Source organism: Desulforhabdus amnigena, assembly GCF_027925305.1.
GTDB classification, from domain to species: Bacteria; Desulfobacterota; Syntrophobacteria; order Syntrophobacterales; family Syntrophobacteraceae; genus Desulforhabdus; species Desulforhabdus amnigena.
This window is the reverse complement of record NZ_BSDR01000001.1, coordinates 2532605-2545737: the sequence shown is the minus strand read 5'-3', so window position 1 is coordinate 2545737 and position 13133 is coordinate 2532605. Positions and strand designations below refer to the sequence as shown.

General features: G+C 53.6%; 13 protein-coding genes, 2 pseudogenes and 2 riboswitches. Of the genes and pseudogenes, 13 read left to right on the top strand and 2 right to left on the bottom strand.

The features are described 5' to 3' along the window. The first annotated feature begins 134 nt into the window (after positions 1-134). The 13 genes and pseudogenes from QMG16_RS10835 (at position 135) to QMG16_RS10775 (ending at position 10837) form a co-directional block, all read left to right on the top strand. The gene (locus QMG16_RS10835; protein WP_281794156.1) at positions 135-989 is read left to right on the top strand and encodes a damage-control phosphatase ARMT1 family protein; all 855 of its coding nucleotides are present in this window, start codon (positions 135-137) and stop codon (positions 987-989) included. Positions 990-1062: 73 nt separating this feature from the next. Continuing rightward, the gene (locus QMG16_RS10830) at positions 1063-1368 is read left to right on the top strand and encodes a DUF5320 domain-containing protein (protein ID WP_281794155.1); all 306 of its coding nucleotides are present in this window, start codon (positions 1063-1065) and stop codon (positions 1366-1368) included. Positions 1369-1978: 610 nt separating this feature from the next. Further along, the gene (locus QMG16_RS10825; protein ID WP_281794154.1) at positions 1979-3046 is read left to right on the top strand and encodes a cytochrome c3 family protein; all 1068 of its coding nucleotides are present in this window, start codon (positions 1979-1981) and stop codon (positions 3044-3046) included. A gap of 36 nt (positions 3047-3082) precedes the next feature. Continuing rightward, positions 3083-3922: an MBL fold metallo-hydrolase gene (locus QMG16_RS10820; RefSeq protein WP_281794153.1), complete on the top strand. Its 840-nt coding sequence runs from the start codon at positions 3083-3085 to the stop codon at positions 3920-3922. A 106-nt stretch (positions 3923-4028) separates the two neighbouring features. Continuing rightward, positions 4029-4213: riboswitch (cobalamin riboswitch) on the top strand. Positions 4214-4458: 245 nt separating this feature from the next. After that, a riboswitch (cobalamin riboswitch) is annotated at positions 4459-4660 on the top strand. A 30-nt stretch (positions 4661-4690) separates the two neighbouring features. Beyond that, positions 4691-5128 carry a hypothetical protein gene (locus QMG16_RS10815; RefSeq protein WP_281794152.1) on the top strand — a complete coding sequence of 146 codons (438 nt, stop codon included), beginning with the start codon at positions 4691-4693 and terminating at the stop codon, positions 5126-5128. Next, entirely contained in the window at positions 5122-5430 is a 309-nt protein-coding gene (locus QMG16_RS10810; protein WP_281794151.1) for a hypothetical protein, read from the top strand. The genes QMG16_RS10815 and QMG16_RS10810 overlap by 7 nt, the downstream gene beginning before the upstream one ends. Positions 5431-5464: 34 nt before the next feature. Further along, a pseudogene (locus QMG16_RS10805) lies at positions 5465-6967 on the top strand (acyl-CoA mutase large subunit family protein); the annotation flags it as partial. Between the two features lie 73 nt (positions 6968-7040). Continuing rightward, positions 7041-7602, top strand: a pseudogene (locus QMG16_RS10800) (cobalamin-dependent protein); the annotation flags it as partial. Positions 7603-7949: 347 nt separating this feature from the next. Then, the gene (locus QMG16_RS10795; protein ID WP_281794148.1) at positions 7950-8519 is read left to right on the top strand and encodes a cob(I)yrinic acid a,c-diamide adenosyltransferase; all 570 of its coding nucleotides are present in this window, start codon (positions 7950-7952) and stop codon (positions 8517-8519) included. A 77-nt stretch (positions 8520-8596) separates the two neighbouring features. After that, positions 8597-8776 (top strand): hypothetical protein, encoded by a 180-nt coding sequence (locus QMG16_RS10790; RefSeq protein WP_281794147.1) that lies wholly within the window; start codon positions 8597-8599, stop codon positions 8774-8776. Between the two features lie 141 nt (positions 8777-8917). Further along, positions 8918-9532 carry a Slp family lipoprotein gene (locus tag QMG16_RS10785; protein ID WP_281794146.1) on the top strand — a complete coding sequence of 205 codons (615 nt, stop codon included), beginning with the start codon at positions 8918-8920 and terminating at the stop codon, positions 9530-9532. A 36-nt stretch (positions 9533-9568) separates the two neighbouring features. Continuing rightward, positions 9569-10498, top strand: coding sequence for a PAS and helix-turn-helix domain-containing protein (locus QMG16_RS10780; protein WP_281794145.1), 930 nt, complete (start codon positions 9569-9571; stop codon positions 10496-10498). A 141-nt stretch (positions 10499-10639) separates the two neighbouring features. Further along, complete coding sequence (locus QMG16_RS10775; protein ID WP_281794144.1) at positions 10640-10837, top strand: hypothetical protein; 198 nt, start codon at positions 10640-10642, stop codon at positions 10835-10837. Between the two features lie 403 nt (positions 10838-11240). Here the strand turns inward: QMG16_RS10775 and QMG16_RS10770 are convergent, their stop codons facing one another. Both QMG16_RS10770 and QMG16_RS10765 read right to left on the bottom strand, forming a co-directional pair. Further along, on the bottom strand, positions 11241-12098 hold the full coding sequence (locus tag QMG16_RS10770) for a GNAT family N-acetyltransferase (protein WP_281794143.1): 858 nt from the start codon (positions 12096-12098) through the stop codon (positions 11241-11243). 165 nt (positions 12099-12263) lie between these two features. Continuing rightward, complete coding sequence (locus tag QMG16_RS10765) at positions 12264-12878, bottom strand: CD3072 family TudS-related putative desulfidase (protein WP_281794142.1); 615 nt, start codon at positions 12876-12878, stop codon at positions 12264-12266. Positions 12879-13133 lie beyond the last annotated feature (255 nt).

Genomic DNA, 13133 nt, shown 5'->3' with positions numbered 1-13133 from the left:
AGGTTCGGCTCCCAAGCAGAGGAATTTTCAGACAGCCTCTTACTTGTTGAGCGGGATGCGGTCGCGCATTCTTCATCTGGGGAAGCGGAAGGGGGGATCTATGCGCGTAAAGGGAGAAGAGGTGTAAGTTCGGAATGAAGACATATTTGGATTGTATTCCCTGCTTTGTTCGCCAGGCCCTCGATGCGGCCCGCATGGCGTCGGCGGAACCGGAAGTTCATGAAAGGATGCTCCGTGAGGTGTTGCACTGGACGAGCGAGATGGACCTGGATGAGCCGCCACCCGCCCTCGCGCAACGAATTCATCGGAGGCTGCGTGAAGTCAGCGGCGTGCCGGATCCTTACCGGGAGGCGAAGGATCGTTTGAACCAAATGGCCTTGAATTTCCTGCCGGAACTGAAAGCCGGTATTGATGCGGCGGCGGATCCACTGGCCATGGCGGTGCGTCTGGCCATTGCAGGCAATGTCATCGATATGGGGGTGAACAGCAATGTGGAGGAGTCGGATGTGCGCCAGTCGGTTTCCCAGGCGCTGACGGAACACTTCACCGGAGAGCTGAACGGCTTTCGCCGGGCTGTGGCCGAAGCAAGAAATATTCTCTACCTGGCTGATAACGCTGGTGAAATTGCCTTTGACCGTTTGCTCATCGAACAGCTTTTGCCTGCGCCGGTCACCCTGGTGGTGCGCGGCAGGCCGGTCATCAATGACGCAACCATGGCCGATGCCCATGCCGTGGGGCTTCACGAAGTCGTTGAGATCATCGACAATGGTTCAGACGCTCCCGGCACCATGCTCGAAGATTGCAGCAAGGAGTTCAGGCGCCGTTTTGCAGAGGCTGACATGATCCTTGCCAAAGGGCAGGGCAACTTCGAAACGCTCAGCGACGAATCCCATAACATTTTTTTCCTGTTCAAGGCCAAGTGTCCCGTGATCGCAGCCCACGCGGGGCTGCCGCTGGGAACCCATGCATTGAGGCGAAGCAACACGTAATGATGCCTGTTCAGGCGCACACAAAACGAAGGCTTCAAGCGTTGAGAATTGTATAACTGCAGGAGACCCAATCATGCCGGATTTCGACGGAACAGGTCCAAGAGGACTGGGGCCCATGAGCGGTAAGGGCAGAGGCTACTGCATGCTGAAGATATCCCAGCTTCCCGACGAACCTCATACAGGATTTGCCGGTTTGGCTGGAAAGCCGCTGACTTTGTATCCCGGTTCACCATCCGCGGATATTGCTTCCTTGAAGTTTCGGGTGCAGTGCCTTCAAGTGATGCTTCGAGACATTCAGCGTCGCATCGAAGTCCTGGAGGATGTCAGACGAAGAATGTGTGATCTACAGCCCCCTACTGACGCTTTTCAACCTCCATGACCGGAACAGTCACAAGGAAAAATGAAAAAAGGGCAAAGATATGCAAGGTGATAGGGAAAGCGGGAAATGCTCTTGAAAAGCGATGTCAGCATGAGCCATGAGCTATGAACCATGAGCCTTTTTTCATATAAACCGCAGAGACATGGAGAACACTAAGTTTTCATTTGAAAGTCTTTCTCTGAGCCCTCTGTGTCTCCGTGGTTCCGATGAAATCTAGCAATGCCAAGTTAAGAGCCTATCCGGAAGCCACTCATGGACCTTGGCCCCCTCGTAGTCCTCTGACAAGGGCAGTTTTTTGCCCTTCCCGCTAAAGCGGCTATTCAAGCCACTTTTATTTTAATTCCTGCTTTGGTATAACATATTGAATTTGCTGTATTTTAGAAAAAATGCCCTTATTGGCTTTAGTCCACCCCCTCGAAGAGGGAATTGAAGGGGAGGGGCCGCTCTGGAGGATAGGTTTTCGGATGGGCACCAAAATAGGCGGATACTTTCTGCTCTCTTTTGTCTCTTTGAAGCGAAGGTTTGGGCTCTCTCATGGTTCTGGCGGGAGCTGTTTGTTCAATGTCGAAAAACCGGTTTCACCGAAAACGGAATGATGAAAGAAGGAACAATGAAAAAAAAATTGCTTGCCGGTCTCATTTTTGGAAGCATGATTGCTATGGTTGCCCTGGGGCTGGCAGTCATTGGCTCTGCTCAGGGAACGAAAAAGGAGGATTGTTTTTATTCTTCCAGTCTGCACGCCACAGCGAGAGGAATGGCCTATTGGTATGACAAGGCAAATGGCGGCCTTGAAACCATTACGGGTATTCCCTACGCGGAAGCTGGATGCAATAAGTGCCATGTCGCTTCATGCGATGCCTGCCATAAGGTGGAGGTGAAGGGAAAACCCACCTATTCTGTCGCTACAGCAAAAGATCAGGAGAAGTGTCTGGGCTGCCACGCTCGCGAGGCACATATGATCATGAGGATCGATAAGGAATCGAACACTCCTGATGTTCACGTTGCAAACGGGATGGGCTGTATGGATTGCCACACCGCACGTGAAATCCATGGCGATGGGATGGAGTATAAGTCAATGAAAGAGCCGGGAGCAATGGACGTGACGTGTGAGCAGTGCCACGAATCGGGGCCGGAAAGCATCTCGCACACTGTTCATGGAAACAGGCTGGACTGTAAAGCCTGCCATGTGCGTCATGTTGTGAGCTGCAACAGTTGCCACTTCGAGACCATGATGAAAGAAAACAAAAGGGTAGCTCTTCCCGTATCCGGCTGGAAATTTCTGATGAACTACAATGGAAAGGTGACGTCGGCGAATATGCAATCTTTCGTAGCCCCGGGAAATAAAACTTTCCTCATATTTGCGCCTCAATTCAGTCATTCGGTGATGAAAGAGGGGACCAAATGTGAAGAATGTCATGCAACAGAAATTGTCCAGAAAACATTGAAGGGGGGTATCGATCTTTCCTGGCTTGAAGGAGGAAAAGAACTCAATCTGAAAGGGGTGATTCCTGTCGTAAAAGGAGTGCAGTACCGTTGTGTATATCAAAATTATGAAAACGGAACATGGACGCCGATTTCCAATCCAGCCGATCCGAAGATACAGTATGTCGGATTTGGTTCTCCTTTGACGGAAGAACAGTTAAAGAAAATGGGAAAGCCGCAAAAGAGCGAAAAATAGAGTTGCGATGGCTTCCTACATGGACGGGGAGAGTCGATGAGTTTGCCTCGGGTTAAGATTACAATTTTGGTGGACAACAAGTCTGCCGATGGACTGCTTGCCGAACATGGTCTGTCCTTCTGGATAGAGGTTGACGGCAAAAGAATTCTTTTTGATACAGGCCAGAAAGATGCTCTGGCAGTGAACTCCAGGATGCTTGGCGTGGACTTGAGCCGGACCGATCTCGTGGTTTTGAGCCATGGACACTATGATCATACCGGTGCCATCCCCTACGTACTTGGATGTGCTCCTTGCGCTCATGTATATTTGCATTCGGCGGCGTTCCTGCCACGCTACAGTGTTCGGGATAAAGTTGCAAAGCCCATACAGATGCCAGCCGATTCCATGAGCGCTGTAATGAATTTGGCCGATGAGAAGATTCATTATATCGCACAACCTGTATTTCCCCTCGAACGGGTTGGAATCACCGGCCCCATTCCAAGAGAGACTGATTTCGAAGATACGGGCGGCCCTTTCTTTCTCGACCCGATCGGATTGCGTCCGGATCCCATCGAGGACGATCTTGCCCTTTGGATCCAAACAGAGGAAGGTCTCGTCATTTGTGTCGGATGCTGCCATGGAGGTTTGGTGAATACGGTGCGTCGCATTGCAGATATAACGGGTGAGCGGCGTATTCGTGTGTTAATGGGAGGGTTTCATCTATCGAATGCGGATATGGACAGATTGAAACGAACGGCCGCAGCATTGAGGGAATACGATATTGCTGCGCTCATTCCCTGCCATTGCACCGGCGATGGGGCCGTCGAATACTTCAAAAAGCATTTGGATTGCCCTGTGCAAGCCGGACATGGAGGTTTCTCGCTGAATGTTCCATGAGGGATTGGGCCCATCGGCGCCGGATCTCCATGCGGCCAACGACTGCCTTCATGGCCCGTTTTATTTCTTGACAGGGTGTGAAAGACCGTGCTACTTGTTCTGCCACAATCGAATATCGCTGTCAGGTGCATTGCCGCTTAAAAGGGAATCCCGTGAAAATCGGGAACGGTCCCGCCGCTGTAAACGGAGACGAAATCCGCACATGCCACTGTTTCACGCCGCTGAGACGGGAAGGCTCGGAGAGTAGGACGATCCGGGAGTCAGAAGACCTGCCTGATGCATGAAGAGTCGTCCGTACGTGGATATATGTGGTGGCTCACTGAAGGACCAAGTAAATCAGGGTGCAATCCTCAGAGCGTTTTTTGCTCTGGGGATTTTTTTTTGGCTGAAGCTGAGCACCTTTCGTCTCGCTCACGAAAGGCTTTGGCCCCTCCTCAACACACTTTCATCTCTTGACCATCCGGAGGCTCTGCCGGGGGCTTCCGGATGCCCGGACATCAACAGCCTGGAGGTGCAGCATGTAACGAGGCATGATCCTTTAGTTTTTCCAATCACTTCATTGCCAAACCGATATTGAATCTGTCAGCACCAGGGAAGGGAGTGAGAATCTCCCGCCGCCCCGCGACTGTGACCGGGACGAAAGCCGCATGTTAGCCACTGTTCTCGGATGGAGAATGGGAAGGCGCGGCCGGTAGGGCGAACGGCAGCCAGGAGGCCTGAGCGACGGAAAAACCTGATTTGTTGTCCCCGAGGGGGGAAGGAGGTTTTATGTGCCGGTGTACCTCGCTTCGGTTCAAGTCGTGCTGCGTTCTTGCGGTCCTTTCTGTTTCCTGCCTTTATATCGCAGATATTTCAACAGGTAATCGTCCTGAAGGAAGCACCGGTGGGGTCTCGATGTCTGCCATTTATGCCGGAGTCCATTCCGATAGTGCTTGCTTATGGGCTCACGCTTCCCCACTGGATTCCGGTGCTTATGATAAGTCCTCCCGATGCGTCCCGGAAGCAATGCCGGTCACTGGAAATTCTTTCTCCACGCCTGCCAGAGATCCATCCGTGTACGTGGATGCCGTTTCGCCCCTTGAAATCGGGAGATCCAGGGCCCTGTACCTTTTGGACCTTCTGGAAGAAAAGCTTCCAGCCAACTTCCGCAATGGTCCGAATTTGCTCTTCCATCAAAAACCCATGAACAAGGAGCTCACATGTTAAACCTTCTTTCCAACACCGAAAGTTACATGTCTTTCTACCACACAGTCCTCTCCCTCAATGGAGAGAACATGCATCTGGGGCGGGCAAGCCATGTTCAGGTCTTTCGATTGCCCGATGATTGGGCTCACCCAGGTATCACCCATTCCGTCCGCTTTTACGACGGCCGCTACTACAGAGAATTGCTGGGAGCCGCCTCCATCGAGCTCGAAAGCGACACGGTGGTTCTCGACATGGGCCAGGGGAAGGTCTACCGCTTCGTCAAGCAGGCCGCCCGGCGCGACGTAAATAAAACACAAGCATAGCGCATCATTTTCTCAAACTAAGGACGAACAAATCATGGCAGACGAATTCAATGCGAACGCTCATCAGACCTGCGGATGCGACAGCCCCAGGCTCTTCCCTGAATTCGAGCCGGCCACTTACGAAACCTGGTATCAGGAAGCGGTGGCCAGTCTCAAAGGGGCGCCCTTCGAAAAGAAGGTGATCACCAAAACCTATGAAGAAATAGACCTGCAGCCCATGTATTGGGCCAAGGACGTGGAGGACCTTCCCCACATGGGGGCTCTTCCCAGCTATCCGGCATATGCCCGGGGGACGGAGCCCGGAGGCTATGTATTGAAGCCCTGGGACATTTGCCAGGAAATCGATTGCAGCACACCCCAGGAATTCAATGAAGTGGCCAGGCATGACCTGGCTCGGGGGCAAAATGCTCTCAAGCTCGTGCTTGACCGGTCGTCCCGCAGGGGGCTTGACCCCGATGTCCACAGCAACAATGACTGGGTGGGAAAAAACGGCCTTTCTCTCGCCACGGTGGATGAACTCGGTACCGCCCTGCGAGGCATCGACCTGCGCACGACACCCCTCATGATCCATGCCGGGGCGGTCGCTCTGCCCATGGTGGTGCTTCTTGCCGCCTACCTTCGCCATCAGGGAGATTCTCTGGCTGACATTCGATGCTGCGTGGGCGCCGATCCTTTGGCCGAGCTGGTCACGGAAGGGAAGCTTCGGGTTCCTTTTGCCACCGCTTACGATACCATGAGCACGCTTGTTTCCTGGTCCAAAGGACATGCTCCCCATCTTCAAACCATCCTGGTGCATGGGAGTCCCTATCACGATGCGGGCGGAAGCGCCGTCCAGGAGCTCGCCTACGCCATTGCAACGGGAGTGGAATACCTTCGCGAGTTGAGCAAAAGGAGGCTCTCCGTCGACGATGTCGCTCCATGCATGCGCTTCGTCTTTTCCCTGGGTCCCAATTTTTTCATGGAAATAGCCAAGCTCCGGGCTGCACGCCTCTTGTGGGCTCAGGTTGTCCAGGCTTTCGGCGGAAGCCCCGAAGCCCAAAAGATGACGATTCATGCCCGAACTTCGGCGTACACCAAGACTGTTTGTGATCCTTATGTGAACATGCTGCGCAACACTACCGAAGCCTTCTCGGGCGCCATGGGAGGAGTGGACAGTATGCATGTTTGTCCTTTCGATGAGCCCATCCGCCCGGCGGATGAGTTTTCCCGACGTGTTTCCCGCAACCTGCAGATCATCTTGCAGGAGGAGGCGCATTTCGTTCATCCCATCGATCCTGCCGGCGGCTCCTGGTACATCGAAAAGCTGGCAGACTCCGTGGCCCGCAAGGCGTGGAAGCTTTTTCAGGATGTGGAAGCCGCAGGCGGTATGACCCAGGCTCTCCTGGAAGGCCTGCCGCAGGCCGCCGTGGCCGCTAGGAAGGCAAAGAACATCGATACCCGCAAAGATATAAAAGTCGGCACAAACATGTATCCCAACCTGAAGGAAATTCCGCTGGCTGCGCCGAACATGGACTTCAAGGCCCTTCAGAGCAAACGCGCAGGGCAGGTGCAGGCCTATCGCCTCCAGTCGGATCTATTCAAATTATATGATCAACTGGGGGATTTTCGTATCAAGATCGGGGGCCTACAGCACGGAATTCGGAGAAGAGCAGGAAGTGGAAATCGTTCGGAAAAATGGCCGATGAATTTGAAGCGCTTGAAGGCCGCCGTCCCCGCATCATGGTGGTCAAAATGGGCCAGGACGGGCATGACCGAGGTGCCAAAGTAGTCGCCACGGCTTTCGCCGATCTGGGTTTCGACGTGGACGTCGGCCAGCTTTTTCAGACACCTGAAGAGGCAGCAGCGCAGGCGGTGGAAAACGACGTGCACGCCATCGGCATGAGCTCCCTCGCTGCAGGAGACAAGATCCTCCTGCCGGCCCTGGTGCAGGAGTTGAAGCGGCTGGGGCGAGAAGACATCGTGGTCATCGCGGGTGGTGTCATTCCTGTTCAGGATTACGACTACCTGAGAGAGCAGGGGGCTTCCCTCATCTTCGGCTCGGGTACGGTCATTCCCGTGGCGGCTCAGAAAGTCCTGCCTGAGATCGAACGTGGGGTGGTCAGTGGAAGGTTCTCGGCCACCATGGCTGCGGACCTGCTGGTGAAGAGATTTGAAGCGTCAAGGCATACGTGAAGTCATGCCTCACATAAAAATGATCCGGGACGGGATTCCCCCTTCCTCATGAAAGCTCATAATGTTACCCTCACACATCTATGTGACATTGTCATATAAACCACGGAGACACAGAGGGCACAGAGAAAGACCTCCAAATGAAATCTCGGTGTTCTCCGTGTTTCCGTGGTTCAAATGAAATCTGACAATGTCAAGTTAAAATGGAGGCGGTTTTCCGAAAAGAGCCAGATTGCTTTTTAGAGCATCCGGGCAATGGTCGGAGGGCGTTTTCGCAAGAGGCTCGAAAGATATAAAATTCAGTCCGCCACGGCATAGTGGGGCGGATGTCTTCCTGAAGGAGATAAAAGATGAAAATCTATACTGGAACGGGGGATCGTGGGACCACCAGCCTCTTCAGTGGAGAGCGGGTTCCCAAGAGCCACGATCGACTCAAGGCCTATGGTGATCTGGATGAGCTCAGTTCCTTTCTTGGGCTGCTTGCGGCCAGGCTTCTACGGGAAGAAAAGGAGACAGTGGCTCAGCTCCAGAGTATCCAGGGAGACCTGTTGAGCATGGGGGCCTGGCTGGCCACGACCCCTGATTCACAGTCGGCCTGCGTGCTGACGGAAATGACGGATGCGCCCAGGCGTTGCGTGGAACGATCCATTGACGCCATGCAGGAGCGGCTTGAGCCCCTCACACAGTTCATCCTGCCGGGTGGTCACGAAACGGCGGGCCTGGCCCATGTGGCTCGTACGGTGTGCCGAAGAGCTGAGCGGGATGTCGTTGCCATGTATTCCGCCATGAGCGAAGAAGAGCGCACGCCCCAGGTAGAGGAGTTCCTGGTTTACCTCAACCGCCTTTCGGATTACCTCTTCGTGCTGGCCCGTTTCTGCAACGTCATGCACGGCGTTGGGGATGTGTTGTGGAGTCAGTAGCCACGGCGGGAGAGCGGGAAAAGGGTGGCGCGGAGCTGCTGTGGCCGGAGTCACTTATGCCCTTAGGGAGGATCTGCATGAAAATCGAAGTCCGATGCAAACAGTGCGGCCGGCATTTTGTCAAATATTCCTACAGCAAAACCGCGCGCTGTGAAGAGTGCAGGCGGTTCAACAGGGAGGCGATTGAGGCGAAGGAAACCTACACGAGGCATTGTGGTTTACCCCTCATGGCTGTGATTGGCCACAAAAAAACATGAACTGGTCAGTCGGGATTTTTTCCCGATAGGAGGGCGGTGGGCAGAGAACTCCGGGGCAAAGTTTGTGGGGAGCTTGAAAGGCTTTTATATCGGCATTAATTATGTCAATAGGAGTGAACCTGTCGCATGAGGTGATCTGTCATGTTTTGGGACAACATAACTTTTGCCTTTGAGGGAACGGCGGACCGCCCCTGCAAGGGTCTTGATTTGATCCGGGAGTTCAACGCATTGCATCGGCTTGGAGGGTATCGCAGGAGTGCGGGTGTATTTCTGGCGCTTGTCATCCTTCTGGGGTGTGCGCCAGCCATATCCCCCCAGCTTCGCAAAGAAGCCGCTGTGGATATTCCTTTCGGAGAAGTTTTGCGAGACCCTGAGCGCTATGTAGGGAAGACCTTCATTTGGGGCGGAACCATCCTCGATGCGCGAAACACTCCCGAGGGGACGATGCTCAAGGTGCTGCAAAAGCCGATGGATTTTCAGAGTCGCCCCAGAGATGTGGACAGATCCGAAGGGCGCTTTCTCGCTCTCGACAAACGTTACCTGGATCCCGCCATCTATGCGGAAGGACGGACCGTTACCGTGGCCGGTGAATTGGTGGGCAAGCGGGTTCTGCCATTGGGGGATATCGACTATGCCTACCCGTTGCTTGCCGTCAAGGAGATAAACCTGTGGCCGAAAGAACCCCCCACTCCTTATTACTACTATCCATATTATCCGTATCCCTATTGGGGATGGCGCTATTACTGGTGGCCCTGAGTTCAACGATGGGAATACCTTGCTGAGGAGGGACGTGTGGAACGGGGCCTGACTCGCCAGGAACTCCTGGAAAGATTGAGTGTACTCGAACAGGAAGAGGGCAGACGCAAGGATGCCGAGAGGTTTGCCGAAGCGGTGCTCAATTCTCTTTCCGCTCACATTGCCATTTTGAACCTGGACGGTGTCATCATTGAAACCAACCGCGCCTGGAAAGCATTTGCTCACGCCAATGCCATTCGCATGCGTCCGGATACTCTTGCCGTGAACTACATCCAACTCTGCGAGTCCTCGGTGGGGGATTCGGCCGAACAGGCCCGAGAGGTGGCCCGTGGTATCCGCGCTGTTATAGCGGGGGAAATGGATGAATTTGTCATTGACTATCCCTGTCATTCTCCACATGAAAAACGCTGGTTCTACATGCGCGCCACGCGTCTTGCGGGAGCGGGGACAGTCCGGGTGGTGGTCAGTCATGAAAACATCACCGCTCTCAAACTGGCGGAAGAAGCCCTCAGAAAAAGGGAAGCGGAGCTGGAACAGCAGTCGCGCCATCTTGAAGAAGCCAATACGGCTTTGAAGGTGTTGCTTCAGCAAAGAGAGCATGACAAGCGGGAGTTGGAAGAGAATGTGCTGGTAAACGTCAGAAATTTCATCTTCCCCTATCTGGAAAAACTGAAAAGTGCGTGCCTGGCCCCTCAATACAAAGCTTACCTGGAGATCATGGAATCCCACCTGAAGGAAATCGTTTCACCCTTTTTATGCAGGCTGAGTTTACAGCATCTCCAGTTCACCCCCCAGGAGATTCAGGTCGCGGCCCTGGTTAAGGATGGCCGAACCACCAAGGACATCGCTCAAACGCTGAGCGTGTCGACGAATGCCGTGGAATTCCACAGGAAGAACATCCGGAAAAAGCTGGGTTTGAACAACGTCAAAACCAACCTGCGCTCTTACCTCCTTTCCCTCTCTTAGTAGTAGTTTTTTACTACGGCTAAGCACCTGATTTTCTACCGTTGTCTTCTCGTAAAATCGTGGCATCTTTAAATCATGGAATGCACCTGCTGGAAGGAACTTTTTACAGAGGTCAACGACCTGAAAGAAGGAGGAACTACCATGTTGTGCAGCCTTTCAACCAAACTGGGTGAAGCGGAAATGAACGCCATTGAAACACTGGAAAAAGAAGTGGGACGCCCGCTCCTGGCATTTTCCTGTCATTCCCTTGAACCCGCCGACATCAGTGCGGATCAGTTGGCGAAGATCCAGGCGCTGGAAAACAAACTGGGCATTTCGCTGGTTGCCGTGAACGCTTGAGGAAAATTTTGATGCTGCTGACTGAACGGAGTCGACGGGGGCGATGAGGTTCCCATCGACTCCGCTCTTTTTTCTCCCGCAATGAGTTTCTTCCGGGCTCATCCTTTTTACCGACTTCGAGAGAGAAGATTTCGTTTTCCTTGAATACGGCATAGGCGCCGTTGATAGTGAAGCTCTCAACCATCTGTTCAACGCTGACTTCCTGCTCACGGCGTTTGGCAATGGCATCCACCACAGATGGATCGCTATTGGGATTGATAATGTAGATGGGACTCGGTCGTTAATCCTTTGCGCCTGAATCCTGTCAGTGATTTATTCACTGACCAACCGCCTTCACTCAAAACCGCTGTGTGGATGGAATGGGAACGGTTCCCTGGGTCACAAACCGGGCCAGGACGTGCTGTCAGTAAGTGATCGAAGGCAGGTAGGCACCGACTGGGTCGTTATAAAGCCCAAAGGTCAAAAGAATCGCCTGGCAGACGACTCGGAGCCCTCGGCTCAAGCACCAGCGAAACAGATCTCCGTTGCGCGACGGCACAAGAAAGCCTGCGTCGGAGAAGTCGGGCGCAGCACCAATCAACGCTTTTAGATCGTCATTGGACTCGGCAACAGCGTGGCTGCGACAGCCGATTCCGGTGGAATAGCCCGTGAGCCTTCCCAGATGTTCAACTACATTGATCGTCCCCTGTCGGAAAGCGTCAACAAGCTCACCTGCACGATCGTGGCCATGGACGCGAAAGCAAAGGCGGTTACAGGCGGGCAAATCCTCTTCACGTGCAGGTCGGACGTCATAGCCCGGGATTTTGAGGGCAAGCGGCGGTCCCTGCATCGTGGTGAGCGCCTCCCTGCTGTCAGCACCCAGCTTGGTGCAAAGCGAAAGCATGCGATAGTGCCAGGCGTCCACCACACCTCGTACGCCCGGAAACCGCCGCTGACTCGCCCGATCGATCACTGCCTGCATAAGCTGACGCCCAATCGCAGCATCCATCACAGGGGGATCGACCGATACCGGACCGATTCCGGCAATGACCGAACGCTCATCCAGGAAGTTGCTGCCGACGATCTTTCCATCCAATTCAGCTACAACCGAATAGTAATCCGGATGCGAGAGCCGCGTGGAGATGATCGCGGTGGCAACTTCAACCGTAGATATTTCAGGTGGAAAGTGATGTTGATCGGCTATGGATTTGAACGCCTCATAACAAATTCTTCCACACTCTGTGGCATCCTCAATGGTGCCGGGGCGCAGAATCACTTTCATGGTCATTCGTCCTCGGTGGGTCTCAAACTTTTTGTCGCCTTTTTGAAGCTCGGGCTACATGTTGAGCTGAACTTGATGAATGAAACTGATTCAACCAAAGTAGTGTCTGATTGAGTCCAGTTTCATCACTCACACCAGTACCAGGATGGCTTTCGCGCAGCTTTATCAGTCCTGCCTTGTTCGGACGGTCGATCGGATTTCCTGCAGAGCGTCAGGCAGCGAGCCGGCCTCCGGCACCTCTGGCAGGCTGAGTAACGGGAGGTCGTCCATGCCGCGCTGTTGCAGCTCAGCCTTCAATTCTTCGGTATAAACGCCCTCTGTTGCTCCAAAACGTTGAAGAGGGCTCGCATGCCAAACCATGCCGCCCCACACCTGCTCGTCATCGGGTTCGACGGCCGAGCACTTGAGACCACACGTTGGACTGCCGTCTCTGAGTACGATGCCGAGCACCTGATGATCGTTGTCGCGATAAGTTTGAATCTGATCGCAGATCTGCTCGGCAATGTGGCGGCAATGCCGGCGAAACATGGGATTGCCGTACATTTTCTTGACCTGTCCCCACCGCATTGATCCCAGATAGGTCACCTCGGGGCAGGGCATTTGATACATTCCCAAATTGGCATCGAGCGCCAAATCGACCATTTCGCGAATCACTGCCGGCTGACTCGCTAGTCCCCGTACACACGCGTTTTGATTGAGGATACAGTGCGACAGGAATATCAGCTTTCCCGACCTCGCATCCTGTACACTGGGTTTGATTTGCCCTATCTTTCCGGTCATGTTTTCCCTTTATGCTTGTCTCGGCCCAGTGTCTTTCGGTGGTATGAAATGAGGAGATGAGAAGTTGGTCTTCAATGGCGCTTGGGTAGCACTCTCGGTGGATCGTGTCAAGAAAATAGTACAGCAATTCTCATTTTGGCTAAGTATTCAAGATCGCAATTACGCACCCGTTTACCCGTGCGTTTTTGTAGATACAAGGAACGGCATCCTGCCGCGACAAAGTGTGCAGTTGCCAGTTCCTGTCACGGCTGGAAG